Source organism: Paenibacillus sp. J22R67 (genome assembly GCF_059692175.1).
Genome location: NZ_JCAUAX010000014.1, coordinates 126,761 through 152,971, shown reverse-complemented (window position 1 = coordinate 152,971; position 26,211 = coordinate 126,761). Strand labels below are relative to the sequence as shown.

At 43.7% G+C, this 26,211-nt stretch carries 24 protein-coding genes; 19 read left to right on the top strand and 5 right to left on the bottom strand.

Translation table 11 applies throughout. From position 1 onward, the window contains the following. Window positions 1-56: 56 nt before the first annotated feature. The 19 genes from AC58VC_RS33575 (at window position 57) to AC58VC_RS33485 (ending at window position 20,786) form a co-directional block, all read left to right on the top strand. Window positions 57-1,427, top strand: a complete 1,371-nt coding sequence (locus tag AC58VC_RS33575) for an ABC transporter substrate-binding protein (RefSeq protein WP_497375568.1) — start codon at window positions 57-59, stop codon at window positions 1,425-1,427. Window positions 1,428-1,471: 44 nt separating this feature from the next. Beyond that, window positions 1,472-2,215: a glycerophosphodiester phosphodiesterase gene (locus AC58VC_RS33570; protein ID WP_497375566.1), complete on the top strand. Its 744-nt coding sequence runs from the start codon at window positions 1,472-1,474 to the stop codon at window positions 2,213-2,215. Between the two features lie 77 nt (window positions 2,216-2,292). Continuing rightward, a complete protein-coding gene (locus AC58VC_RS33565) occupies window positions 2,293-2,973 on the top strand; it encodes an MgtC/SapB family protein (RefSeq protein WP_497375612.1) in 681 nt (226 codons plus the stop codon). A gap of 144 nt (window positions 2,974-3,117) precedes the next feature. Continuing rightward, window positions 3,118-3,312, top strand: a complete 195-nt coding sequence (locus AC58VC_RS33560; protein ID WP_497375564.1) for a hypothetical protein — start codon at window positions 3,118-3,120, stop codon at window positions 3,310-3,312. A gap of 1,006 nt (window positions 3,313-4,318) precedes the next feature. Next, window positions 4,319-4,444, top strand: coding sequence for a group II intron maturase-specific domain-containing protein (locus AC58VC_RS33555; protein WP_497375562.1), 126 nt, complete (start codon window positions 4,319-4,321; stop codon window positions 4,442-4,444). Between the two features lie 370 nt (window positions 4,445-4,814). Then, complete coding sequence (locus AC58VC_RS33550) at window positions 4,815-5,123, top strand: PadR family transcriptional regulator (RefSeq protein WP_497375610.1); 309 nt, start codon at window positions 4,815-4,817, stop codon at window positions 5,121-5,123. Next, window positions 5,120-5,467, top strand: a complete 348-nt coding sequence (locus AC58VC_RS33545; RefSeq protein ID WP_497375560.1) for a DUF1048 domain-containing protein — start codon at window positions 5,120-5,122, stop codon at window positions 5,465-5,467. The genes AC58VC_RS33550 and AC58VC_RS33545 overlap by 4 nt, the downstream gene beginning before the upstream one ends. A 12-nt stretch (window positions 5,468-5,479) precedes the next feature. Continuing rightward, entirely contained in the window at window positions 5,480-5,830 is a 351-nt protein-coding gene (locus AC58VC_RS33540; RefSeq protein ID WP_497375558.1) for a DUF1048 domain-containing protein, read from the top strand. A 102-nt stretch (window positions 5,831-5,932) separates the two neighbouring features. Next, window positions 5,933-7,156, top strand: a complete 1,224-nt coding sequence (locus tag AC58VC_RS33535) for a serine hydrolase domain-containing protein (protein ID WP_497375608.1) — start codon at window positions 5,933-5,935, stop codon at window positions 7,154-7,156. A gap of 631 nt (window positions 7,157-7,787) precedes the next feature. Beyond that, window positions 7,788-8,603, top strand: a complete 816-nt coding sequence (locus AC58VC_RS33530; RefSeq protein WP_497375556.1) for a sugar phosphate isomerase/epimerase family protein — start codon at window positions 7,788-7,790, stop codon at window positions 8,601-8,603. Between the two features lie 38 nt (window positions 8,604-8,641). Continuing rightward, window positions 8,642-9,805 carry a levoglucosan dehydrogenase gene (locus AC58VC_RS33525; RefSeq protein ID WP_497375554.1) on the top strand — a complete coding sequence of 388 codons (1,164 nt, stop codon included), beginning with the start codon at window positions 8,642-8,644 and terminating at the stop codon, window positions 9,803-9,805. Between the two features lie 69 nt (window positions 9,806-9,874). Next, window positions 9,875-11,368, top strand: a complete 1,494-nt coding sequence (locus tag AC58VC_RS33520; protein WP_497375552.1) for a sugar ABC transporter ATP-binding protein — start codon at window positions 9,875-9,877, stop codon at window positions 11,366-11,368. Next, window positions 11,349-12,347 (top strand): ABC transporter permease, encoded by a 999-nt coding sequence (locus AC58VC_RS33515; RefSeq protein ID WP_497375550.1) that lies wholly within the window; start codon window positions 11,349-11,351, stop codon window positions 12,345-12,347. Before AC58VC_RS33520 ends, AC58VC_RS33515 begins: the two co-directional genes overlap by 20 nt. 16 nt (window positions 12,348-12,363) lie before the next feature. Then, window positions 12,364-13,515, top strand: coding sequence for a Gfo/Idh/MocA family protein (locus AC58VC_RS33510; RefSeq protein ID WP_497375549.1), 1,152 nt, complete (start codon window positions 12,364-12,366; stop codon window positions 13,513-13,515). A gap of 149 nt (window positions 13,516-13,664) precedes the next feature. Then, on the top strand, window positions 13,665-14,894 hold the full coding sequence (locus tag AC58VC_RS33505) for a substrate-binding domain-containing protein (protein ID WP_497375547.1): 1,230 nt from the start codon (window positions 13,665-13,667) through the stop codon (window positions 14,892-14,894). Window positions 14,895-14,963: 69 nt separating this feature from the next. Continuing rightward, window positions 14,964-16,112 (top strand): glycoside hydrolase 5 family protein, encoded by a 1,149-nt coding sequence (locus tag AC58VC_RS33500; protein ID WP_497375545.1) that lies wholly within the window; start codon window positions 14,964-14,966, stop codon window positions 16,110-16,112. A 175-nt stretch (window positions 16,113-16,287) separates the two neighbouring features. Continuing rightward, window positions 16,288-17,838, top strand: a complete 1,551-nt coding sequence (locus tag AC58VC_RS33495; protein ID WP_497375543.1) for a response regulator — start codon at window positions 16,288-16,290, stop codon at window positions 17,836-17,838. Then, a complete protein-coding gene (locus AC58VC_RS33490) occupies window positions 17,835-19,541 on the top strand; it encodes a sensor histidine kinase (RefSeq protein ID WP_497375541.1) in 1,707 nt (568 codons plus the stop codon). Before AC58VC_RS33495 ends, AC58VC_RS33490 begins: the two co-directional genes overlap by 4 nt. A gap of 33 nt (window positions 19,542-19,574) precedes the next feature. Next, window positions 19,575-20,786, top strand: a complete 1,212-nt coding sequence (locus AC58VC_RS33485) for a substrate-binding domain-containing protein (protein WP_497375537.1) — start codon at window positions 19,575-19,577, stop codon at window positions 20,784-20,786. A gap of 355 nt (window positions 20,787-21,141) precedes the next feature. Here the strand turns inward: AC58VC_RS33485 and AC58VC_RS33480 are convergent, their stop codons facing one another. The 5 genes from AC58VC_RS33480 to AC58VC_RS33460 all read right to left on the bottom strand — a co-directional run bounded on the left by AC58VC_RS33480 (window position 21,142) and on the right by AC58VC_RS33460 (window position 26,210). After that, window positions 21,142-21,360 (bottom strand): hypothetical protein, encoded by a 219-nt coding sequence (locus AC58VC_RS33480; protein WP_497375532.1) that lies wholly within the window; start codon window positions 21,358-21,360, stop codon window positions 21,142-21,144. Between the two features lie 26 nt (window positions 21,361-21,386). Beyond that, a complete protein-coding gene (locus tag AC58VC_RS33475; RefSeq protein ID WP_028554763.1) occupies window positions 21,387-21,899 on the bottom strand; it encodes an acyl-CoA thioesterase in 513 nt (170 codons plus the stop codon). Window positions 21,900-22,678: 779 nt separating this feature from the next. Next, window positions 22,679-23,425: a hypothetical protein gene (locus AC58VC_RS33470; protein WP_497375530.1), complete on the bottom strand. Its 747-nt coding sequence runs from the start codon at window positions 23,423-23,425 to the stop codon at window positions 22,679-22,681. A 587-nt stretch (window positions 23,426-24,012) separates the two neighbouring features. Then, window positions 24,013-25,077, bottom strand: a complete 1,065-nt coding sequence (locus AC58VC_RS33465; RefSeq protein WP_497375606.1) for a Ger(x)C family spore germination protein — start codon at window positions 25,075-25,077, stop codon at window positions 24,013-24,015. Between the two features lie 23 nt (window positions 25,078-25,100). Next, on the bottom strand, window positions 25,101-26,210 hold the full coding sequence (locus AC58VC_RS33460) for a GerAB/ArcD/ProY family transporter (protein WP_497375528.1): 1,110 nt from the start codon (window positions 26,208-26,210) through the stop codon (window positions 25,101-25,103). Window position 26,211 lies beyond the last annotated feature (1 nt).

Genomic DNA, 26,211 nt, shown 5'->3' with positions numbered 1-26,211 from the left:
ATCAAACAGGTTTATCATAGATATTTATCCACTTTAAGCGAGGAGAGATAGAAACAATGGGAAAAAAAGGGCTTACGGGTTTAGTTTTAGTGGTAACGATGCTTTTACTTGCGGCATGCAGCGTAAATATGGGGGAAGGTACAGAAAGCAAGAAACCAGAGGCAACGAAATCGGGAGCAGCTGAAGCTAGCGGTCCGAAGAAAGTCGTTTTCTGGCATGCGATGGGAGGAGCAAATACGAAAGTTGTTGATCAACTGGTCGCCGATTACAACGCATCTCAGAATAAAATCAAGGTAGAAGCGGTGTATCAAGGAAATTACGACGACTTGCTTAGCAAGCTAAAGGCGTCGATGGGTACAAGCGAAGGACCTTCGGTTGTCCAGATGTATGAGATAGGCAGTCGCTTCATGATTGATTCCAAAGCAATTACTCCGATGCAAAGCTTCATTGATGCGGATAAGTGGGATTTGTCACAGCTTGAGCCCAACATCACTGGTTACTATACGTTAGGTGGCAAACTTTACTCGATGCCGTTCAACACGTCGAATCCGGTTCTTTATTATAACAAAGATTTATTTAAAGCTGCTGGCCTTGATCCTGCGAAACCGCCAAAAACTTTCGAGGAATTAAAAGTTGCTGCAGATGCCATTTCCAAATCTGGTAAAGCTACTGGGGCAAACTTTGCTATTTATGGCTGGTTCATGGAGCAGTTCTTTGCCAATCAGGGCGCCGAATACGTAAACAATGGAAATGGTCGGACATCTAATGCAACCCAATCTCTGGTGAATACGGAGCCAGGTGTGAAGGTACTGACATGGTGGAAAGATCTGATCGACACCAAAGCGGCTAACAATCTAGGACGCAAAACGGACGATTCCAAAAAAGCATTTTCCGCAGGTCAAGTAGGTATGATTCTGGAATCCACAGCGGCACTTAAGGGACTTGTTGACAGCGCCAGCGGCAAATTCGAAGTCGGGACCAGCTTCTTGCCGAAACCGACAGATGCGAAAGATGGCGGTGTTATCGTCGGTGGAGCCAGCTTATGGATCATGAATAACCGCCCAGATGATGAACAAAAATCCACGTGGGATTTCATCAAATTTTTGACTACACCTAAAGAACAGGCTTACTGGCACGTCAATACGGGATACTTCCCAATTACCAAAAAAGCCTATGACGAAGACATTGTAAAGGAAAATCTGAAAAAGTTTCCTCAGTTCCAGACAGCGATTGATCAACTGCACCAAACGAAGTTGAACACGGCAACGCAGGGGGCGGTAATGGGGGTATTCCCTGAAGCAAGACAAATTGTAGAAGGGGCGATCGAAGAAGTGCTCAACAACAAGAAGTCACCGAAGGAAGCATTGGATGCAGCGGAAAAAGAAATCACATCGAAGATACAAACGTATAACAAAACAGTCAAGTAAATATTAGGAAAGGCTTGAGTCCACAAGCTGGAAAGGAAAAAGGAATGCTTATTAATAAACCAATGATTATTGCACACCGTGGGGCCAAAGGAATGGCTCCAGAAAATACGCTCGCTTCCTTCCGGTTAGGGTTAACACAGGGATGCGAAGGGATTGAGCTTGACATTCATTTGACCGCCGACGAGGAAATCGTCGTGTGCCATGATATGACGTTAGACCGGACTACAAATGGGAAAGGCCTAATTGTAGAGAAAAGCTTATCGGAAATCAAAACCTTTGATGCTGGTCATTGGTTTGGTGAGGAGTTCAAAAGGGAGACTGTGCCTACTTTGGATGAAGTGTTTGATCTAGTACCCGATAACATTATGATTAACGTGGAAGTTAAGCACGCATATGAAGGCAGAATAGAGCGTAAGTTAGTTGAATTTCTGCGCAGACGTAAACGTTTGAGTAATGTAATCGTTTCATCTTTCGACCATAAGTGTGTCAGAAGGATAAAACAAATGGAATCTGAAGCTAAAATTGGTCTTTTGTATCAAACCGCATTGCTTGATCCTACCGCATACGCACGTAGCTTTGATGTGGAGGTGTACTCACTTCATCCTTACTTTCAAATGTTGGATTTGGAGGATGTGCTGAAGGCGACAGAGAGTGGGCTTTATGTCTACCCTTATACGGCCAACGAAGTAAAAGATCTGCTGAAGTTAACTGATTTTGGGGTTACAGGCATCATTACGGATTTCCCTGGCAAGCTGAAAGCTTTGTTGCAAGACAGGGAATCTCTGTAACAACATAACATACTATGAGTAAAGCCCCGGTTCACGGGGTTTTACTCTTCATTTATTTGGAGAAATGGGGATCAGATATGAGCCTACTTGTATTGGAGAAGCTTAGCATGGCGCTATTATTAGGCTTGCTGATCGGGATAGACCGCCAACTCAAACATAAGCCATTAGGTTTGAAAACGAGTATGGTGATTTCAGTAGCGAGCTGCTTGATCACTATTGTATCTATAGGAGCTGTTCAAAAATACTCCATTCCTGGATTTACGAATATGGACCCTATGAGATTAGCAGCTCAAATCGTCAGCGGAGTAGGTTTTATAGGGGCGGGTGTTATTTTAAGACGTAGTAATGAGATTATTTCGGGACTAACGACAGCGGCTTTGGTATGGGCAGCATCCGCTCTTGGCATCGCAACTGGAGCAGGATTTTTTCTAGAGGCGACTATAGCCGTCATTCTCATTATTTTGGCTATCAATCTGTTTCCGATATTTATCAAGCTGCTAGGCCCAAGAAAGTTAAGGGAAAAGGATTTGGCTGTCAATATTGTATTCAGTCCTGATGGGGATATGTCCACACTTATTGATGAAATCTGCGCGGAATACATAAAGGTGAAGCATATCAAAATCAAAGACTTGAACGAGAACCAACAAATACAATTAGTTATTTCAACCGCAGACAAACATCGTACGACGACGGTTTATAGCAAAATCAAGAATATCAAATATGTGCTCGCTGCCGAAGTTGAAACGATAAGCAACTAGGAGCTCAAGACTATTTAGGTAGTATCCCACTTGTGGGAGCACTTCTGCGATTGACTTCAACTACCGGAAAACGAGAACACAAAAATACAAATCGCAGGTAGGATTTTACTTTTATTAATAATAACATGAGGAGCCCTATTAATAATGGAGATATTAGCATGGTCTTACCGGCGTATCGCCCTTTTAGATGTTCCCATCATGCTGGACTGGTATAATAACCGTGAGTTGCATGAAACTGCGAACGCCAAAACGTTTCACCCCTACACGATCGAAGAATTGACCAAATACTGGCAAAAAAGATTAACCGTACCGACGCTAGTTATTACGCCATATTTATAAACGAGCGGATGATTGGCCGTGTGAGTCTGAAAGGCATGGACTCGACAGGTGAGGGTATTGAATACGCCATCGTGATAGGCGATCCATCCCTGTACTCACGTGGGCTTGGTACCGATATTGGGATTAAAGAGCATATGGATGTTAAAATGAACAAAAACTTATGTTTCAAAAGGAGAAAGAGATGAGAGAAAATACACTTGCCAATGGATGACAGTAGAAGTTGAATGCTTAAGGTGCGCTTTAACTGAATAAGGGAATAATGGTTGACTAATTTATTCGTAAATTCCATAATATCAAATTGTCATATGCGAGTTCAGAAATTGTTCTGGAATCAAGACGGAACTCCTAATTTGATGGTGCCGGGTTATTTAATCAACTCGGAACGAACTCTATGAATCGGCTAAAATCGATGGCGGTGACCGTTGGCCGTGGCGACGAATGCTGTTGACTGTAGTCGTGGTTACTTCCATACCCAGGGTGATTTGTTTGTTTTTCTGCAAAAAATTTCATCTCGGGTATTACGGCAGGTTCGTTAAAGGGTTAATAAACGGAAGACGATTATTAAATGGGCTTACGTAATTCCCTATTTAGGCAATATGAATGACGAGAGAAAAAACAAGGTCAGACGGCTAAAAGACGTCTGACCTTGTTTTTTCTATTATGGCGTGCCCAGCTAAGCACGCATCTTCTAGCCGGTGAAAGTACGGTCACGGGAGGGGCGAGCCCCCGTGTAGCTAGGATACCTGTGTATGGCGAAATCTGTCTGTACGTGGAAGCGTATCGACCTCGCAAGAGGGACAAGAGGAAGCCGAGTCTCGTTTAATTAGACGATGGCCACGGAAGCTGCTAAGAACTTGGAGCGGCAGTGAAGAATCCTCCGGCGCAAGAGGAGCGGCATGATCTGATCGTCGTGTGCAAAACGAAAGCAGAAACTTCCCAAGGGAAGGTGTATTAAACAACCCAGTAGTGGCTAACCCGGGAAGCGGAAGAACGTATCCGGGAGGTCGTGAAAGAACGTCTCGCACTGCCGAACATGAGGCATAAGTCATTTCTCGAACATGTGGAATGGCTGAATCCAAAAATTCAGGGGTGGAGGAATTACTACTACTGTTCAGTGAAAATAAAGTATTAGACCGAAAAATAAAGTATTAGACTGCGAAAATAAAGTTGTAGACTGAGAAAATAAAGTATTAGACTCCCACCGACGGCGCTGAAAGGTCGCGAAATCTCACGGACTGCACCCTTTCCCTAAATTTAATTCTTGAGATACCTGATCCATGTTCGAAGGGCATAGACATGTACATAAAATTTAGGCATTTTGTGTATATATACTGCTGGGCATTGAGCTAATTGGCATTATAGTTGAAAATGTAAAATCCATATCAGAGCAAACGCAATTGACAAATAAACTACTACGTGATACTTTATAGCTGTAGTAAGTAATACTTCATACCAGTGATACAGAATAGCAAGGAGTGATTGTGCTGGAAAATCTAACGGAAATGCTCAAAGGGGCGCTTGAGGGCTGTGTCCTTGAAATTATAAGCCGCAAAGAAACCTACGGCTACGAAATTACGCGGCGGCTGACCGCCCTCGGCTTTACAGATGTTGTGGAGGGAACGGTGTATACCATCCTGATCCGGCTTGAAAAAAACAAATTGGTGGAGATCACCAAGAAGCCCTCCGACATGGGACCGCCGCGTAAGTTCTTCGCGATCAACGACGCGGGACGCGAGGAGCTGCGGCGGTTCTGGGAAAAATGGGAGTTCGTATCATCAAAAATTAACGAGTTAAAGGAGAAAAAATCATGAATTTTTGGGAAAAGATCACTGGCAGCGACATGACTAAAGAATTGAATTCTTTTGAATCGCGAGTCAAAAAGCTGCCGGCTGATTATCAAGCGGCATGGGGAGAAGTTTGGGCCAACATTTGGCACTACTCCGATTTCTCCGGTCGCAACCTCTTGCCAATTCTTGAAGGTGTGCTTGGTCTGCTCGAAGAAACGGCGGCGGACGGTCAGCGTGTCCAAGAGGTTTTGGGTGACGATATCAAAGGCTTCTGTTCAGCGCTGGCCGGCGAAGAAGGGGCAAAGTCTTTTCGCGACAAGTGGCGTGAGCAACTCTACAATAATATCGCTAAAAAATTAGGTAAATAGGAGGGTAAAATGATGAGTATACGAGATATCATCGAAGGCAAAAAAGTGTGGCGAGCGCACGTGGCGCGTGTCAAAGCGCTCCCGCAAGATTATCAAATAGTTTATAAAGAGATTCAAAAATATCTCTTTAAGGTCGGCCCTGTTGAGCTAACAAACGGGACGGGTTTGCTCTCGGGGATTATCGATCTTTTTGAAGAGGGCGCGGCCTTGGGGAAAGGCGTGCTTGAAGTGACGAGCAGTGACGTAGCGGCTTTCTGCGACGATCTAATCAAAGATTCAAAAACTTACGCTGACATCTATCAAGCATCTGTTGACCAAGAAGCTAATAAGACTATGAAAAAGGTTATGGATAAAAAAAAGTAAAAGGGGGATATCGGGATGGAAAATGCAATTGAAGTGAAAGGTCTGCGAAAGTCTTTCAAGGACACAGAAGTCTTAACAGAAAATTTTAGTTCGTCGGAAAATATGAAGAATGCTGTTGGCTTCTCCGAAACAGGGCTGCGCAGAATGCGAGAGGTGCTGGCACGGCATGTCGAGTCAGGGAAGATTCCCGGGCTGGTCGCCCTGGTCAGCCGGGGCGGTGAGACGCATGTCGAAGCGATCGGGACGATGCGCCATGATGGTGGCGCGCCGATGCGCCGGGACACGATCTTCCGGATGGCGTCGACATCCAAGCCGGTTGCGGTCGCGGCGGCGATGATCCTGCTCGACGAGTGCCGGCTGCGGCTGGATGACCTGGTAGAGCAATGGCTGCCTGAATTTGCCAATCGGCAGGTGCTGAAACGACCCGACAGTCCGCTAGATGATACTGTGCCAGCACGGCGGCCGATTACCGTACGGGATCTGCTAACCTCCACGTTCGGGCTCGGTTTGGATTTTACGGCGCTGGGCACTCCGATCATGAACGCGATCCTCGAGAACAATCTCGCGCTCAATGTACCGCCGATGCCCGAACCGGATGAGTGGATGCGCCGCCTTGGGGCGCTTCCGCTGCAGTACCAGCCCGGAGAACGCTGGCAATACAACATCAGCAACGATCTACTCGGCGTGCTCGTTTCTAGAGTCACGGGCCAGTCGTATGGAACGTTCCTACGCGAACGTATCCTCGATCCGCTGGGCATGAAAGACACCGGTTTCTATGTGCCCGAAAACAAGATCGACCGGCTGCCGCCCCTCTACGCCCCCGATCCGCAAACCAGAGAGTTCATCGTGTGGGACGAGGCCAAAGGGGGACTCCATAGCCAGCCTCCGGCGTTCGAGAGCAGCGGTGGTGGACTTTCCTCCACAGTCGACGACTATCACGCCTACTTCCGGATGTTGCTGAACAAAGGGATGCACGAGAGCAAACGGATCTTGTCTCGGGCCGCCGTTGAGCTAATGACCACCAATCGCCTAACGCCTGAGCAACAAGCCGTCCGAAACGAAATGGCTACTAACAACGTCCATATATCATTCGGCCAAGGGCAGCACGGTGGCTGGGGCATGGGGATGGCAGTGCGCACCTACCGCGGCGACTACGCGCCCATCGGCCAGTTCGGCTGGGACGGCGGAAGCGGCACCTCGACCTACGCCGACCCAGACAAACAGCTCACCGGAATCCTGCTCACCCAGGTCGGGATGTCCACCCCAGATTCAGCGCGGGTTATCCATGACTTCTGGACCACGGTCTATCAGGCAGTCGAAGACTAAAACCGAGACCGCACCTGATGTTAGAACACAAAATGGTTTACGTCATTCTGCCGGCGATCCCCTGTGATAGATTTCGTTGAAAATCAGTTTGTCTATTCCGCTAGCGGATTTGATAGCTCAATAATAAGGGGCAGTCTACGACTTTATTTTCCAAGTCTTAAGACTGCCTTTCGTTATTGTGGATTTTAGTCTAATACTTATTTCTTAAAAGCAGCTGATCCTCTACCCCTAAAAACAGCGGCAAATCAACGATTCCAGTCTAATACTTTATTTTCATCGGACAACTACACGGCCTACAGTCAGTGCCCCCATTCAAAGGTGGGATTTTAATGACTGGGCCATTTGAGAATCCACAACATGTAGCTGTTTGTATAAAGTGTGGGTTCTCACACTTGTTGCGATTCGTAGGTGAACCTTTTCTACCGAAGTGAGTTGACCCAATCTGTCTTGGCTAAATAGTCCAACTAATTATATCAATACTTGTTAATTTATAAACTCACTAAAAAAACAGGAGGAAACATTAAGATCACCCTATTATTTAAGAATTCTAATAGAGCTAAAATGAATACATAGCAAGTATAAAAGCTGCTCTTGAATCATTCATATTATTCATAAAAGGGAGGTTCGCAACTTGAAATTAGGCTACCAAACGAATACCTGGGGCGGAGTCGTAGGCCATCCTGCCGGAGTTACCTCAGTCAATGATCTTTACTATATGGCTAACGGCTCCACGGAACAGGCGATAAAAGACATTGCCTCGGCGGGCTATAAAGGAATCGAATTATTTGACGGAAATTTGATGCAGTACGAAGATCGTCCAGATGAGTTCCGTCGTTTACTCTTTTATCATGGCTTATTGTTAATCGCTGTTTATACAGGTGCTAATTTTATTTATAAGGATATACAGGATGATGAATTCCGGAAATTGGAGAAGGTTGCGAAATTAGCTTCCGAGCTCGGAGCGGAGCATCTTGTGATTGGTGGCGGAGCAATACGAGGAGGAGGGATCTTAGAAGCGGATTATGTTGAACTGGCACAGGGCTTGGATAGAATGGTCGAGCTTGCAGAGAAATACGGTCTGATCCCAAGCTATCATCCTCACCTCGGCACAATCGTTCAGGGTCCGGAGCAATTGGATAAGATCATGAGCATGACTTCGATTCATTTATGCCCGGATACAGCGCATGTAGAAGCAGGGGGCGGTAACCCGCTGGCAGTAATTAAGAAATACTCGGAGAGAATCAAATATATCCACTTTAAAGACTACCGATACGGGGCGTTTTTGCCGCTTGGGGAAGGTAATCAAAACTTTGTAGAGATGGAAGCAGCGCTACGAGAAGCTAATTATTCGGGATGGATTACGGTGGAGTTAGACAGCTATCAGGATCCGCTTAAGGGCGCATTGCTTAGTAAGGCTTACTTGGATAACCTGTTTACTGTTGATTAAATAAACTTTACCAAATTATGCACAAGGGAGCGAGTTAAGTGAAAAAATTAAATGTAGCTATGATTGGCGGAGGATTTATGGGAAAGGCACACTCCTTGGCGTATGCGGGAATGCCGATGTTTTTTTGGCCGGCACCTGCCATCCCTCATCGGCAAACGGTAGTAGATATCAACGACGAATTGGCCAAAACTGCTGCCGACCGTTATGGCTTTGAATCCTATTCATCGGATTGGAGACGCGTCGTTGAAGATCCGAATATTGATATCATTGATATCGTAACACCGAATAACACACATGCAGAAATTGCTATCGCTGCAGCTAAAGCTGGGAAGCATATCATCTCTGAGAAGCCTCTGGCCCGAACGACTGAAGAGGCTAAGCAAATGCTGGATGCGGTGAAAGAGGCGGGTGTGAAACACATGGTCGCCTTCAATTATCGCAGAACACCTGCTGTTGCACTGGCAAAGAAATACATCGAGGAAGGGTCGATTGGGAAAGTGTTGAATTTCCGGGGTACTTATCTTCAGGACTGGTCAGCTGATCCGAATTCGCCGCTTTCCTGGCGGTTCCGTAAGGACATTGCCGGCTCGGGTGCTCTGGGGGATATCGGAACACATGTCATTGACTTCGCACGATATCTGGTAGGCGAAATCAGTGAAGTTATGGGGGTAGCGAACACATGGGTCAAGGAACGTCCGATCCAATCCGGTTCCATTGATAAGCTTGGTACCGTTAAAGCTGCTGTCGACGTGAAAAAAGAAGCGGTGGATGTGGACGACGAGATCAGTACGCTGCTCCGGTTTGAGAATGGTGCGGTAGGCAGCATTGAAGCAACCCGGAACGCATGGGGGCGCAATAACTTTTTGACCTTTGAAGTGCATGGTGAGAAGGGCTCTATTGTTTTCAACTACGAACGCCGGGATGAGCTGCAGGTTTGCTTTTCTGATGATCCGGATGACAGAAGGGGCTTCAGAACGATTTACACAGGGCCTAACCATCCTTACGGTGCCGCATTATGGCCGATTCCTGCATTAGGCATCGGTTATGGCGAGACGAAGATTATCGAAACGCATGATTTCATTTCGGCAATTGTGAATAACACAGACGTTTCACCAAACTTCTATGACGGATATCGAATCAGTGTGATTTCCGATGCAATTCTTGAATCCGCAAATAACGGAAAATGGGTCAAAACCCTTTAGAATCTACAAGTATAAGGATAGCTCGGGAAGATTAGAGGCCCCGGGTATATCCTTACAAAAGGAGTACTTATGGAAAGACCATTTTTGGAAATGCGTCATATCTCCAAGTCGTTCAATGGAATTCAAGTGCTTGATGCTGTCCATTTTGAACTCAGAAAGGGAGAGGTTCATGCTTTAATGGGTGGAAATGGAGCAGGTAAATCAACTTTGATGAAAATATTGACAGGCGTCTATGATATGGATAAGGGTGAAATCCATATCAATAATTCCCAAGTTCAGATTAAAAAGCCGAGTGATGCTGAAGCTCATGGCGTGACCATGATCTTTCAGGAATTCAGTCTCGTTCCGACATTAACAGTCGCGCAAAATATTTTTCTGGGAAGAGAACCGAGGACAGCCCTTGGATTTATCGATGATAAGAAATGCGCACAGATTACCCAAACTCTTCTCGATGAGTTAAATGTAGACATAAAACCGAATGATATGGTTGCAGATCTCGGAGTAGGATATTGGCAAATGACCGAAATTGCGAAAGCGCTGTCCAAGGAAACGAAAATATTGATTATGGACGAACCGACGTCTTCATTGACTAAAAAAGAAACGGAAGTCCTCTTTGCCTTTATGGAAAGGTTAAAGCAAAAAGGGATCTCTATTATTTATATCTCGCATCGCATGGAAGAAATTTTTCAAATATGCGACCGGATTACGATTATGGGAGACGGCAAGCATATCATCACAGAAGAAATCAGCCGATTGGATATGGAAAGCGTCGTTGCGCACATCGCTGGTAAAAACCTCGATAGATTCGAATGGAAAGCGCGCAAGGCTATTGTTTCGGACGATGTCATTCTGGAGGTCAAAGACCTGAAGACGAATAACCGCGTTAATGGTGTTAATTTTGAGCTAAAGCAGGGGGAGGTGTTGGGGATCGCCGGTTTGATGGGAAGCGGGCGAACGGAGACGCTGCGGGCAATCTTCGGAATCGATCCTATCATTGAAGGTGAGATTTTCCTAAAGGGGAAGAGGGCCATGATCCGCTCTCCAAAGGATGCAATCAATAATGGACTGGCTTTAGTGCCGGAGGACCGAAGGGTACAAGGCCTGGTGCTGGAGCATGAAGTGAAAGATAACATTTTACTTCCGTCTCTCAACAAGATCACAAACGGTCTAGTGAACGATGCCGAAGGAAAGAAAATAGCCGAAGCATGGGTTCAGAAGCTGAATATCAAAACAGACTCTATTTATAAAGAATCCCGCTTGTTATCAGGCGGTAATCAACAAAAAATTGTTTTCGCCAAATGGCTCGCAAACTCACCAGAGGTCATTCTTCTTGATGAGCCGACCATCGGGATTGACATACGAGCTAAGATGGAGATTATCGAAATCGTACGCGAATTGGCCGATGAGGGGAAAAGTATTGTACTGGTTTCCTCCGAAATGACAGAACTGCTTGCTGTTAGCGATCGGGTACTTGTCTTTCATGAAGGTAAAGTCTTGAAGCAATTTAAGCGTGAGGAAATCTGTTCGGAAGGGGATTTGGAGCATGCAATCCAAGGTTTCTAAAGTAGCTGATATGTCTGCCCAGGATGTTTCTAAGTTGGCGCTCGTCCCAAAATTTAATTGGAGACAGTATATCGTTTATATCGCATTTGTAGGCGTGCTTATATATTTCTCAGCAGCGCTAAGTGATGACGGATTTTTGACCGCCAATAATTTGTTAAACATCATTCGCCAAACGGCAATTATTTCGATTGTCGGGGTTGCAATGACATTTGTTATTAGTTCAGCGGAGATCGATTTGTCGGTCGGTTCTATTGCAGCCCTATCGTCATTAACAACATCGCTGGCGCTTCAGTCCGGATTCGGTATCATCGGCGCGCTGGTTGCAGGATTGGGCACAGGTATGATCATCGGTTTGATTAACGGGCTGCTAGTAACCAAGGTTGTTATTCCATCTTTTTTGGTGACTCTCGGCATGATGGGAATAACCAAAGGTCTGGCGATGTGGATTACTGGCACAGCGCCGGTGCCGATTACAAATGATTCCTATGCATTTATCTTCGGCTCCGGTAATATCGGCAGCATTCCCGTTTTGTTGTTTTGGACATTGATTGCGGTTGCTCTCGGTCATGTCGTGCTGCGCAAAACGGCCTTCGGACGCAGAACCCTGGCAACGGGCGGAAATCAAAGTGCAGCCAGATTTTCCGGGGTGAATGTAGCCAAAACGAAGCTGTATGTCCTGATTGGCTCCGGCATGGCAGCTGGGTTGGCTGGCATGCTGTATGCGGGACGGATGCACTCCGGCCGTTACACCTTTGGTGAAGGGGACGAATTGTCTGTGATCGCCGCCGTCATTCTGGGAGGGACCAGCTTGTTCGGAGGCGTGGGCTCGGTAATCGGTACTGTCATCGGTTCTTTGATGATTGGCACAATTAACAACGGCTTGATCATTATGGGGCTGGATGTAAGTCAGCAAATGATCGTCAAGGGAGCAATTATCATTCTAGCTGTTGCTTTTGGACGTAAAGCGATAAGTAAATAGCGGGAAGGATACGATTATGCGAAAAATCAAAGCCGCTGTAATAGGAGCGGGATTCATCGGTAAAGCCCATATCGAGGCTATTAGACGGATGGGGAATGTTGAACTTGTGGCGATAGCGCTTACCGGACAGGAAAAAGCAGAAGAAGCCGCCCTGTCGTTACATGTGCCGAAAGCATATGGGAACTATTTGGATCTTCTTAAGGATCCGGATATTGATGTCGTTCATAATTGTACGCCGAATCATGTGCATTTTGAAATCAATAAGCAGGTTTTGTATCATGGCAAACATTTGCTATCTGAGAAGCCTTTAACGCTGACAAGCGAAGAAGCGAAAGAACTATATCTGCTTGCGAAAGAGAAAGGCGTAGTTAGCGGGATAAATTTCAATTACCGACAATTTCCGATGGTCCAGCATTTGCGCAGTATGATCAAGGACAAGGATTTGGGAGATGTCAGGCTTGTGCGAGGAAGCTACTTGCAGGATTGGTTATTGTACGACACCGACTATAATTGGCGGATTGAATCGGAATTTAGCGGACGAACGCGTGCCATCGGGGATATCGGTTCTCATCTGTTCGACCTCGCCCAATATGTGACTGGATTACGGATTTCAGAAGTGTTAGCGGATACGTCCATTGTGATTCCAAAGCGATATAAGCCGAAAAACCGTCAGGCCACCTTCGAAACCGGGAATCAAGTAGAAACCGAGCCCATTGATATTCAAACAGAGGATTATTGTTCAGTGCTGGTTAAGTTTGAAAACGGTGTCAGAGGTGTATTTACGGTATCCCAAATATCAGCAGGGAAGAAGAATGCGCTGGAGCTGAGTATTGACGGTTCAATCGCATCAAGCAGTTGGAAACAAGAAGAGTCTTTCAGGCTGGATGTAGGTTATCGGGATCGACCAGGGGAAAAGATACTCCGGGATCCTGGACTGGTAAAAAAAGAGGCCTATCCGTTCCTCCACTACCCGGGAGGCCATGAGGAAGGATGGCCGGAAAGCATTAAAAACATGATGCAAAACTTCTACGATGCGGTGAATGGAAAGAAGGAACGCTCTAACTCTGTTGCTTCTTTTAAAGAGGGCTGCAATATTATGCTCATTATCGATGCGGTCGTCAAAAGTGCGGAAACCGGCACCTGGCAATCGGTAGAGGTCATTTCCTGACAGATGTTCAAGGTGGTTGTGCATCGAGAGGGGGGAATGCCGCTCAAATCAATTTGAGCACTTTCTTAGGATGGATGGAATAATTGGGGTTATTTACAACTCAGCTGGAAGTAATATCGAGCGAACTAAGAAAAATGGAGGGAATGCAGATGAAAAGAAAAACGAATAAACTTTCACTGCTAGGCGCACTTATTCTAATGGTTACACTGGCAGCATGCGGTAATCAGGGTAATCAGACTGCAAGCACTGCACCTGAAAAGGCAAGCAAAGAGCAGTCGGCTAGTGCGAGTAAGCAGCCGGGAGCGGGTGCAACCGCCAACGATGCGAAAATGAGTATTGATCCTAACACGGAACTGGCGAAGCTGGATGCGAAGCCGATGACCAAGGGGCAGAACGGTGAGGAACCGTTTCCGGCATCTACTATCCAGATGACGGATGATGATTTGCAGAAGGTTAAAGAAAAGAAGCTAACAGCAGCTATTTCCATGCAATACATGGGTAATGATTGGTCTGTTACACAAGTCAAAGCGCTGAAAGAGCAATTCGCCAAGATGGGTGTTGAGGTGGTTGGGGTAACAGATGCTAATTTCAAGCCAGATAAGCAAACTTCGGATATTGAAACTCTAATGGCAAAAAAGCCGGATATTCTGGTCTCGATTCCAACAGATGCTGTAGCAATGACAGCTGCATATAAAAAAGCCGCTCAACAGGGGGCTAAGATTGTATTCATGAATCAGGCAGCAGAAGGCTTGAAGCCGGGCCAGGATTACGTCACAATCGTTTCTCCGGATGACTATGGAAATGGGGCTCGAGGAGCCCACTATATCGCGCGTGAATTAGGCGGCAAAGGTAAAATCGGTGTTGTCTATCACGCAGCTGATTTCCCTACGACTACTATCCGATACGAAGCGTTCCAAAAAGCCTTGGAAAGCTACCCTGGAATTACGATTGCACAAAAGCAGGGAATCGGCGGTCCTGATTTCACGGGGGATGCTGAGAAGGCAGCTGCAGCCATGCTGCTAAGAGATCCTGACATCAAAGCGATTTGGGGCATCTGGGATGTGCCGGCAGAAGGCATCATCGCTGCAGTTCGTAACGCAGGACGTGAGAAGGATGTGTTTGTTACCACTGTAGATTTAGGCAAAAACGTCGCGATTGAGATGGCAAAAGGCGGGATTGTGAAAGGGTTAGGCGCACAGACGGTGTACGATGCCGGAATTACGGAAGCCAAAGCAGCAGCACTCGCCATGATTGGCAAACCGGTACCTCCTTTTATTGCAATGGATGGTATTTCTACGGATAAAAAGAATATTCTGGAAACCTGGAAACGTGTGTACCATGAAGATCCGCCGAAAGAACTTATAAGTGCAGTTAAGTAGAGAGGCTTACATGGATTAGATGAAAAAATTCAATTTAAATAAGCAATTCCAAAAGGAGCGAATACAACAATGTCAAAAGTGACTGCATATGGCGGAACGCAAAAGCAACAATTTAAAGCAACAGGCTACTTTAGATTGGAAAGAGCCGACGATAAATGGTTTATGGTCGATCCTGACGGTGGAGCTTTCATCACCATCGGCGTTAATCATACGGATGAAACGAACTTGAAGTATGATCATAATTTCGATATTTGGAAACAAAAGTACGGATCCAGGGAAAATTGGATAAAGAACGGTTTGGTTAAAGATCTGAAGGATTGGGGCTTCAATACGATTGGCTGGACGGGAGACTACATCAGCGGAGATTGGGGCGTTGCTCTGGATTGGTTCGGGGATCCGATCAACCTGGGACATTCTGCAAGTTGGTCTTCTGCGGACTATAAGGTTGCGGATATGCCTTACTGCCTGCAAATTCGGGTTTCAGAAATTGAGGACTGGAACGGCCAACCTGCTTACCCGGACGTATTCTCCAAAGAGTTTGATATGTATTGCGAGTATTTAGCAAGAAGCATTTGCGCAGACCACGCGGAAAGTAAGAATCTTATCGGATATTTCCTGGTAGATATTCCCGGCTGGCTTCTCCATGCAAGCGGAAGAGACTTCAAGGGTTTGGAAGGATTGACCCAGGAAGAACGAAATGCAAAGCTCTTCGGCGTCGCTTCCAAATATTATGAGACGATTACGAAACACATCCGGAAATATGATCCCAACCATCTAATTCTAGGTGACAGATATAACGGCAATAAAGGAATTCCGGATGAAGTATTGTCAGCGGCTAAACCTTATGTGGATGTACTATCCGTTCAGTATTTCCCGAGCAACAACGAGGCCGGTTACCAGCAGATGAAGGAAGATCTGGCGAAATGGCAGGCGTTCATCGATAAACCGGTTATTATCGCGGATATCGGCAACTGGTGCCAGACAAAGATGAATCCAAATCGCGTAAGCGAGCTCAAGTGTCAGGCAGACCGCGGACATGACTATAGGGAATCAATTCGCGCGGTACTTGAGGAGCCATGGTTCCTTGGCTGGCACTGGTGTGCTCATATTGAGAATAAAGCGAGAGGATGGGGCATCAAGGATCCATTCGATGAGCCGTACGAAGAATTCGTTAGCCCTGTAAGGGAATTTAACAAAAAAGTTTATGATCACATGTAAGCACTTATAATGTAATTAATCACCCTCAGTAAGGATGCGGAAACATGGGAGCCGCTCTCTTGCTGGGGTTTTTCCAATAAATGTACGAGCTTATTCCATTCCTTTCGAGTTGACGAGGTTTAGGCAGGTGTCTAGTATATGAGTTACGATGATCTGTTAAGGGAGGATGGAACAGTTGAAGCTGATTGTTGTTGAAGATGAACCGAATGCATTAATGGGAATGAGGAAGACAATTGAATCGATAGACATGGAATTTACGCTGTTCACTTCTAATCAGGCGGAACAGGCGCTTGAAATCATACAGGAACATCGTCCTGACCTCATCGTTACCGATATTATGCTTCCTGGCATGACAGGACTGGATATGGTGGAACGTTTTACAGATGAATATTACCAGCCCAAGGTTATTGTTGTGAGCGGATACAATGATTTTGAATATGCAAGAAGGAGCATCCGTCTCGGTGCCGTTGATTACTTGCTGAAACCATTCAGTACAGAAGAATTCGCTGATAAAATTCGTAGATCGCTTAGTCTGATTCAAGTGGAAAAAGTTAACGATTATCAGTTAAAACAGCAAAAATCGTATGCGGAAATTGGTAACAGGTCTATGCGTGATAACTATTTGATTGATTTTTGCTTGAGAACGACTCCTTTGGAAGAACATCTCTACGAGAGGCTGCGCTTATGGGAAATAGAGTGGCTTGCGAATCAGTCGTATTCGCTTATTGTGATTGACACTTCCGGTTACCCTGATGGTAAACCGCTTGGTCGTGAGTTTTCACTCCAGACGTTCGCAATTGGTAACATAATGAAGGAATTGATTGCAGAATTTTCACCGACTATTTTTTTACAGGACACCAAGAATCGTTGGGTGCTGATGACCGGAACAGAACACATCCAAGCATTAGTTCAAATTATCGTTGACCGCGTCAAGCAGTTCCAGAAAATTACTCTTGCATTAGGTGTCAGCTCAAGAAAGTCTTTGTTTGAAAATATATATACCGCTTACAATGAAGCATTAAAAGCATTTCGAATCCATTCTTTATCAATTGAATCTGATTATTATTTTTCGTCGAAGCAGTCGGAATCGGTTGAAGTTTCATCCCCTGAAGAAATGGCGACCATGATATATCTTAAGGAAGAAGATTTGATCAAGCATGCCGCGATTCAGTTTATCCAACAAACCATTTTGCTTGAGGGGACAGATAAAAGAGAGGATATCATACGGCTGATCCTGAATTATATTTCCCAAATCCATATTGCTCTTAGCGAAGAGACCTCTAGGGAGCTTGATGAAATACCAATGAGTGTATGGGAAACGTTTGACGAATGCAAGACCATTGAGGAATATGAAACTGTGCTCATCGGCTACCTAATGAAACTGAGCAATCAATTACACGTTTCACCAATGAACGCGATTGTGGAACGGGCTAAAGATATCATTACTTCGAGATATATGGAGAATTTAACATTAAATATTATTGCTGAAGAGCTTAGTATACATCCTGTTTGGTTAAGTCAACTGTTCAAGAAAGAAACGGGTCAAACATATATGGATTATATGACCGAAACCCGAATCGGAAGAGCAAAAGTGTTATTGAGAGAATCTGGTTTGAAAATTTATGAAATTGCAGAGAATGTCGGTTATGGAGATCTGCAGTATTTCGGAAACCTTTTCAAAAGACGGACAGGGCAAACTCCTAAAGAGTATAGGTATGGGAAATGAAAATAAGCAGCCGCTTTAATACACTTTTCAACAAAATGTTTCTGGTTATGGCGTTAGCCGTGCTGATTCCTATCGCTTTGCTTGGCATACTGTCCTATGATAAATCGAGAGAAACGCTCGAATCCGTCACTTCACAATTTCTTCAGGATAATCTTGGTTTGAACGCCAAACAAATTATTAAACTTCTGTCCAGTGTGGAAGATGAAACTGATCGAATGGTTGCTTCGAGAGCGATGCAGAGCTTGCTGAGCCTGAAGGCGCCTGAATCCTATGAGAATGAAGTAGAGCTAAGCAATCGGATGAGTCAGATCATCGCACAGCTGAATAGTCCTTACACAATGCATGTGATTCCCAGTAATATCGAGCAATACCCTCATTATCTCAAACTGATGAAAATTACGGGTTTGGTAACAAATGCTGAATTTTTTGATCGTGCGAGAGTTTTGAAGAACAAAGGGTACTGGATGCATATATGGGACAATAATCTGCAAAAACCGCTTTTTATTTATGTTAGAGCTGTCCGCGACTCTGAAGATAAAGACTTGCTGGGTGTTGTCACCCTGCAAGTACCTGAATATTTTGTGCGTGATGCACTGGCATTTCCGTCTTCCTTTAAAAATTATACTTTAATCATTGTGGATCATGAGAACTACATTATCTCCCACCCACAACCCGACTTCTATAACAAAAAATATTACTATGAGGAGTATTTCCCAACAGAGGATTGGAAAAAAGCAGAAATCCAGCTTAATGAGGCTGGCTGGAAATTAGTTGCGGCTGTGCCGCGTAAAGAATTAACAGGTAATATCGATCAGATTAAAGATTTTACTTATTGGATCGTATTAGGAAGCATGCTGGTCATAACCCTGTTTCTTATTGTAGTTGTACGCACTTTTACTATTCCGATTAAAAAGCTGGTCTTGCATATGAATGAAGTCAGGAGAGGACTACTCACTCAATTCCGTTCATACAACTCCAGGCAAGATGAAATTGGGCAACTTGTTCGCGGATATAACCAAATGGTTACCGGCATGACTGAGTTGCTCGAGACGACCAAAGAGATGGAATCGGATAAAAGACAACTAGAGCTGCAAACGCTGAATCACCAAATCAATCCGCATTTCTTCTATAATACGCTGGATGCAATTAAATGGAGAGCGGAATCCGGGAATGAAACGACGATAGCGACGATGGTTACAAAGTTAGCCAACCTGCTACGATTCAGTCTGAACAATGGGGAAGAATGGACGACCGTTGAGAGGGAAATTGAGCATGCGCGCAATTACTTGGATATCGAGCTGCTCCGAAGCAATCGATCGTTTCAAATCTTTGTGCAAATTGCACCGGAAATCAGGAAACTAAAAATAATTAAGTTGCTCTTGCAACCAATTATGGAGAATGCGGTTAAGCATGGCATTAATCGACTTCCGGAAGGTAAGGGGAAGATCCGATTGACGGCTAAAAGAAACGGCGAGGATCTGATTTTCATTATAGAAGATAACGGTCCAGGTGTTGTGGATAAGCTTGTGCTGGAGCTTGATCGCTCCGTGGGGAATGAATATAATGGCGGAATTGGTTTAAGGAATGTTCATAAGCGTATGCAACTTCATTTTGGACCCGGTTATGGTATTCAAATTGATACCGATAAGCTTACAGGATTCCGGGTTATGATTCGTCACCCGATTACAGCTAATAATGAGTAAGGGTGCCCATTATCGCATATAGGGGGAAAAGATATGTCGGTTAGACCCTGCACGATTGTTCTGAAATATGCCATCTTGCTATTGATTCTATTGAGTACGACCGCCTGCTTCAAAAGAATTGACGAACAAGAGCCATTCCGAAACGATCTGATCGAGAGACCACTGAAAATAGAACGTGATTCCAATGATAATTCGGATAAACATCCGAATCCGAATAAAGAGCTGGCTGATCTTTCGTTGTCACCGCCAATGAGAGGACCAAATGGAGAAAAGCCTGCCTCATCCTCTGAAGTTATACTAACAGAGGCTGATAAACAAAAGATTAGGAACATGAAATTGAAAGCAGCGATCTCTATGCAGTACATGGGAAGCGACTGGAGCGTTGTTCAAGTTAGAGCTTTAAAGAAACAATTTGACGATCTGGGTGTCGAGGTAGTCGCTGTTACTGATGCGAATTTTAAACCGGTAAAGCAAATTGCCGATATAGAGTCGATTTTGATTAAAAAACCGGATATTCTGATCTCCATTCCTGTTGATACTGTGGCTACAGCACCCGTCTACCAAAAAGCTGCGGATCAAGGCATTAAAATTGTATTCATGAATCAGGCCGCACTTGGACTTAGGCCAAATAAAGACTATGTAAGCATTGTTTCACCGGATGATTACGGGAACGGTGCTCGCGGGGCTCACTTGATAGCACAAGAACTTGGAGGGAAAGGTAGAATCGGTGTTATTTACCACGCGGCCGATTTTTCCACAACAAGAATCCGCTATGAGGCGTTCAAAGACGCCATTAGCAAGTATCCAGGAATTACAATTGCAGAAGCCCAGGGTATCGCCGGACCAGATTTCGAATCAGATGCAGAAAATGCCGCTTACGGCATGCTTCTACGCAATCCTGATATCCAAGCCATCTGGGGGGTCTGGGATATTCCTACGAAAGGGATCTTGACAGCGGCCAAGAAAGCCGGACGAAATGACCTTATCATTACCACGGTGGATCTAGGCAAGGATGTAGCTATTGAAATGGCAAAGGGAGGTATGATTAAGGGGATCGGCGCACAGACGGTATATGAAGCGGGTGTAACCGAAGCGACAGCAGCGCTTTCTGCCGTACTCGGTAAGCCGGTTCCCAATTTTATTGTGATGGATGGAATCGCAACGAATCGAATGAATATACGTGATGTCTGGAAGCGGGTTTACCACGAGAACCCTCCAAAGGAGCTTCTTGCTGCATTTAAGTAATGTTAGCAGTAAATCCTCCATTTGGCAGGGATCATTACCATCTAGATCCCCTGTTGGATCGAGCTCGATGTCCACGACACCGCTAACTTGATTGCGATACCCTTCTTCACGGGCAACACGTACCGGCCTCCTCTCGTCGAGTATGTTTATTTTTTTACGGACACGCGACAAAGTTTCAAATGAATCCCTTATCATATGCGAGTCCAGTCTGGATATCGTACGAGAAAATACAACTGTCGCCGCCGAATTTGATCTTTTATAATGATTCCCGATTTACTACAGCTCAAAGATACAGAATTGCAACGCTATGAAGTCAAGTTATGGTTCCTGAATAGTGCCGTTTTTATATGAGAACTCAGGATTTAATAAGCTCTTTTTTCCAAAACTCAATTACAGTATGGTCGGATAATTGCATGGAGGCCCATGAGTTTTTACCTTTAAAGCCTAGATCCTCCATGATTTTCACGATGTGATCCACTTTCGAATTATCTACTCTCAGTTCCATGGATAATGCATTTTTTAAGATGTAGGAGTATTCATTCATTTCATCAGCAGTTGTTTGAAAACTAGTCATTTTTTCTTTCCCTTTCCTAGATATGTTCATTCCCACGGATACTTTGTGACCAAATAGTGAGCGAAATTTTTACTTGCTTCTCTTCTGGTTTTACGCATTTCCGCGCGGTGGCTTGCTGTCTCGTATAGCTTTCGTTCCTCTTCGGTTTCTGGCAGGATTCTGGGTACAGGGATTGGATTGTTGCATTCATCAAGTCCAACGAAGGTTAAAAACGAAGTTGCAGCTATATCCCTTTTTCCAGTGCGCAAATCTTCCGTAATAACTTTGACGAAAACTTCTATGGATGTTTTGCCCGTCCAAGTGACGAAAGATTCTAAAGATACATAATCCGTCGGACGGATCGGTTTCAGAAAATCGACGGAGTCCGTAGAAGCCGTTACTGCCGTCACCCGACATAATTTGGAAGCCGTAATAGATGCGATATCGTCGATCAGGGACATGAGCTTACCGCCGAACATCGTGTTGTGGTTATTGACATCCAGCGGAAACACTCTTGAAGTTTTGAAGCATCTAGTCTCTCTAACGTATTTCTGTTCCAACCTTGTTCCTCCCCATCCATTTTTATTATAGAATGCCCTCAGGAGGAATATTTAATATATACGATCACCAAGACCATTTAGACATTTGCAACTAAATATCGACAATACATTTATAACGTTAAAAAGGAAGATGCAACTACCAATCTTTCGTACTCACCAGATACGATTTTGAAAGTAGCAGTCTTTATAAGGGTTCCCGCGGGGATGGACATATGATGAAGATCGTATAGAAACCAATGTGTCAAAGCCATTTGAAGAAGAAAAACTACATACCTCATCATATTTTGAGTCTGGGAGATCAGTCATAAGCCCGGGGGAAGAGCTTGGCTTTTATTTTCTCAGCTACTTTTGACCACCTGGACACTATAGCGCAAGAGCTGCATTAAAGCAGCTCTTTTTTTATACAATGTAGCGTTAGACATAGTTAGAAAAGATGGATATTTTTATGTGGCTGTGATACATAGTAAATAATGCTTTGAAATAAGTTTGAAAGCGTTGATCTCAAGAGTTGGTTTGTAATTTTTGGAACGATAGTAGTTACTTAGCCTATCGTAATTGTGATGAACAAGAATTTAACTTTGTCAGAAATATATACAACAGATGATTATAAATACCGAAGGAAGTTGCAATGAGTAACACCAAATAGTCGGGAAGCCGTGTCATTATAACTCTGCTATGTGGAGAACAAAGTTGCGAATCCTATCCAAAAAAATAAAATAATAGGAATATATTAACTACCAAACCCTCGGCAATAGAGGCAAGGGTAGATATCACGAATATTACTTCTGACCTCCAATATGGATACCTAATTGACCGACGTGATCATTAAATCCTCCACCTATTTGAACCCCAACACCGTTCTCATCAAAATTGCCACCGAGGTGAACTCCGATAGTATGGTCATCAATATTACCACCGGCATGAATTCCTGCATCTTGACTGCTTAACTTACCCCCAGCATGAACACCAATGTTATGATCGTTTAACTTAGCACCAGCATGAACACCAACACCATGATTTTCAACTCCGCCGCCGATATGAACTCCTAGATTTTTATCGTCTAGATTACCGCCAGCTTGGATCCCTACACCATAGTTTTCAATTTTACCGCCTGTATGGAAACCTACGCTATGATCATTGATATTTCCTCCAAGGTGAGCTACGACACCAAGGTTATTTAACTTGCCTCCAGTATGAATACCGATAGTATGATCTTTTATATGACCTCCAAGGTGAAAATTACCTCCTGCATTTAAACCAATAGGACTCTTAGTGTTTTCCTGATTTGGGTATAGACCAGGGTATTGTTGAGGATTCGGATAAGTGTAGGAGTATGAAGGATACACGTAAGAGGATCTACTATAAGGTATTGTTAATTGTTCAAAATAAAATGGATTCATCAATCCAAAACTCGGTGTGAAATATTGCTCTCTATATATCGGTGGATACAAGAAGTACGGGAAAACTTGACGGTATGGATAATGATAGTAGTTTGGCGGGTAAACCGAACCAAAGGAACGATACATAAGTGTTAACCTCCATTTTTAATGGTAATTTGATCATGTATTATATGGTGTCCCTTAGAAAGGGTTCATGTATGCGTGGTGGTCAAAGAGAAGAAGTTTAAGCAAGCTTACTTATTATGTGTACTTTTATTCTTAGTGGTGATGCAGTATTATTCAAAATTACGAATGCCCATCTGATGTCTGTTTGAGCAAAGCTCTCAGTTGCATACTGACTAGGATTAATTACTCATCAAAGAAAACAATCCTTGCTTAGGTATAGTAGATGTAGAAGGCAAGTATGAATTCTATATCTGTGGCCTAATATCAAAGGTCTTGCTTATAGATAGCAAATCGGTAGGAAATACTGTCGGGGATATGAGTAAAGAAGGTCTTATTATGCTGAATATCACGGATTTTGGAAAAGAATTTTTAAAATTTATAGAAGTTAGTTAATTGAAGAACATTAAGTTGGAGTTAATACAAAATTCTTCAGTATAATTATTTATTGCGTTTTTTTATTCAACAAGAATGCCAGCATGCCTGCATTGGAAAATATCACAGAACGAGAACCGTTAAGAAGATGGTTCTCGTTCTGTGTTTGTGCAAGCTTATTTTCGCACATTCGTCAAAGGTTGAATATGAATCTCATATGTAACGTTAAATTTCACGTTCGCCCAGAGAGTAGACCATTCATCCTCGCTCATGGGCTTCGAAAAAGGACCTAGTGTAAGAGTACCTATTTCCAGAGGGTCCACTTCCGACTTTTGCATTTTCTTTAGCAGCTCTGTTGTTTGTTTTTCGAAAAGCGATTTTATCTGTTGATGAATAACCGTTAATTGATCAAGGTTGTCTATATCTCCCTTTCCACGGTACTCTTCAATTCGACCTTTGAGCTTGACGTTGAGAGATAATGTTGAGTAGTCGAGATTTAATCTCATCTTTGTCTCTGAAGTGACATTCCCCATCGTTATTGATAACTCTGGGATGGTAAGGACTTTAAGATGATGATTATGATCAATCAGTTGGAATATTTGTTCATTTCTCTTATTGATGTTCGTTTGCAGTTTATCTTTTTTGAAGAAGGCAGTTCCTTCGTAGATAAAATGTTCTTTATCGACCTTGAAAATAGGTGCGACTGGGTCGGAGTATGGTGAATAGTACCTTTTCATAAACTGATGTAGATTTACAATAGTCATATCTCCTTGTTTCTTACTTTCATAGTGTTTAAGCAAACGATAAAGAAAATAGCCGGGAATGTCTTGTATTTTTATTTGATTTTTAATGTAATCATCAAAGCTTCCATTGACGATGACGATATAAAGGCGTTGAGAAATATCGGGGTCCGTAAATAAAGTGTTCATAAGTGATGTAATGCCTTTTTTCGCCAGTTCTTGTTCAATAAATACCATACGAAGTTGTCCTGATTTTACTTCCCGATAATAGCTTAAATTAAAATCCTTTCCTCCCTCCTTCAATAGATCGACTTCTTGGGCAAGCATTTTTTTGGGTTCAGAATATATAGGTGGTACCACTGTGCTTATTCTTAGCTTCCCTTTTGCACCCTCAGTAATCGACCACCAAATCACAGGAGAGATTTCTTCGATCTGATTGTTATCTACAAATGGGGAGCATCCAATCATCCATAGCATACTGCTCATTATGACGAGGAACATCGTATGTTTAAACAGCCTCAATGCTAGATAAGCCCCTTTCGTTTGCAAGCAATCAGAAGGAAGGTTGGGATGAACAAGTAGGTAAATGCCCGTAACCAAATCTGTAGGCTCATCAAAGGGTTTTGTTCAGTTCCATCAAACCACTTGTCTAGAATAATCGTACTTATTAAAATCATGATCCAACAGGTTATAAAACCAATTCGATTGCTCTGTTCGTTTAGTCTTCCTGAAACTATTCGAATAGCCCCGTAGAACCATAAGAAATAAATGGAAATAGCCCACACATAATAAAACATTTGCAGGCAAATTAAAATGATATCAATTCGCTCAAAAACAGGAGTTTGCAGATAACGAATAAGGTCCGTTACCGGAAATCTGCTTTTGTTCAAGTATTGGGAACTAAAAAATAATAAGGAAACAACAAACATAATCAAATACTCAAAGACAGACGCGATATTAGCAAATGTCAAATATTTCAACATCTTTTGTTTTTGGTTTATCCACGGCCCAATAAAGACCAAGTACTCCGGTCCAGAGAACGCTTGCCAAATGAATAAAAGATTCTTCCAGGAGACTGTCGACCAGTCTGCGGGGATCAAGGGATATAAATCGTGAAGTGACGCCATCGATGGGAAGAAGAAAGGAATAAAACATAAAATCATCCAAGCGGAACCAAAAAAGGCAATAACGACAAAGCGTATCGCATTCGTCATTCCTCGAGAGGCCGCGTACAAACAAATCCCAAAGAGAAATAAAATCAACCACAAAGGATTCATGGAAGGGAAGATAATACTATTAATCACTTCCACAGTCCCCAGTGTACTTACATATATTTTAGCAAAAATGAAAAACAGACCAACGAAGGCCAAGACACGAACCGTCCGCTTTCCAAATAGTTGAACGAATCCTTGATATCCTTTGGTGGAAATGTCTGATGAAAACCATTTTGCAATCAAGATCATATTCAATTGTGATAAAATCCCCACGGCAATTAATGCCCAAATCATATAGGGATAAACCAATTTGGAAGGAGTGACTAAGACGAAATATAGCATTTGACTTCGGTTGACCATAAAAAAGACATAGATCCCGCCAAACGTGGCCGTTCTCTCATATAAGGAAGATGCCTTCACA

Excerpts from the sequence above, each read along its gene's own strand:
- AC58VC_RS33510 (WP_497375549.1), top strand. The coding sequence starts at position 12,364 with ATGCGAAAAATCAAAGCCGCTGTAATAGGAGCGGGATTCATCGGTAAA.
- AC58VC_RS33550 (WP_497375610.1), top strand. The coding sequence starts at position 4,815 with ATGCTCAAAGGGGCGCTTGAGGGCTGTGTCCTTGAAATTATAAGCCGC.
- AC58VC_RS33545 (WP_497375560.1), top strand. The coding sequence starts at position 5,120 with ATGAATTTTTGGGAAAAGATCACTGGCAGCGACATGACTAAAGAATTG.
- AC58VC_RS33465 (WP_497375606.1), bottom strand. The coding sequence starts at position 25,077 with ATGTTCCTCGTCATAATGAGCAGTATGCTATGGATGATTGGATGCTCC.
- AC58VC_RS33490 (WP_497375541.1), top strand. The coding sequence starts at position 17,835 with ATGAAAATAAGCAGCCGCTTTAATACACTTTTCAACAAAATGTTTCTG.
- AC58VC_RS33540 (WP_497375558.1), top strand. The coding sequence starts at position 5,480 with ATGAGTATACGAGATATCATCGAAGGCAAAAAAGTGTGGCGAGCGCAC.
- AC58VC_RS33570 (WP_497375566.1), top strand. The coding sequence starts at position 1,472 with ATGCTTATTAATAAACCAATGATTATTGCACACCGTGGGGCCAAAGGA.
- AC58VC_RS33505 (WP_497375547.1), top strand. The coding sequence starts at position 13,665 with ATGAAAAGAAAAACGAATAAACTTTCACTGCTAGGCGCACTTATTCTA.
- AC58VC_RS33515 (WP_497375550.1), top strand. The coding sequence starts at position 11,349 with ATGCAATCCAAGGTTTCTAAAGTAGCTGATATGTCTGCCCAGGATGTT.
- AC58VC_RS33470 (WP_497375530.1), bottom strand. The coding sequence starts at position 23,425 with ATGTATCGTTCCTTTGGTTCGGTTTACCCGCCAAACTACTATCATTAT.
- AC58VC_RS33485 (WP_497375537.1), top strand. The coding sequence starts at position 19,575 with ATGTCGGTTAGACCCTGCACGATTGTTCTGAAATATGCCATCTTGCTA.
- AC58VC_RS33560 (WP_497375564.1), top strand. The coding sequence starts at position 3,118 with ATGGAGATATTAGCATGGTCTTACCGGCGTATCGCCCTTTTAGATGTT.
- AC58VC_RS33535 (WP_497375608.1), top strand. The coding sequence starts at position 5,933 with ATGAAGAATGCTGTTGGCTTCTCCGAAACAGGGCTGCGCAGAATGCGA.
- AC58VC_RS33500 (WP_497375545.1), top strand. The coding sequence starts at position 14,964 with ATGTCAAAAGTGACTGCATATGGCGGAACGCAAAAGCAACAATTTAAA.
- AC58VC_RS33480 (WP_497375532.1), bottom strand. The coding sequence starts at position 21,360 with ATGACTAGTTTTCAAACAACTGCTGATGAAATGAATGAATACTCCTAC.
- AC58VC_RS33565 (WP_497375612.1), top strand. The coding sequence starts at position 2,293 with ATGAGCCTACTTGTATTGGAGAAGCTTAGCATGGCGCTATTATTAGGC.
- AC58VC_RS33575 (WP_497375568.1), top strand. The coding sequence starts at position 57 with ATGGGAAAAAAAGGGCTTACGGGTTTAGTTTTAGTGGTAACGATGCTT.
- AC58VC_RS33520 (WP_497375552.1), top strand. The coding sequence starts at position 9,875 with ATGGAAAGACCATTTTTGGAAATGCGTCATATCTCCAAGTCGTTCAAT.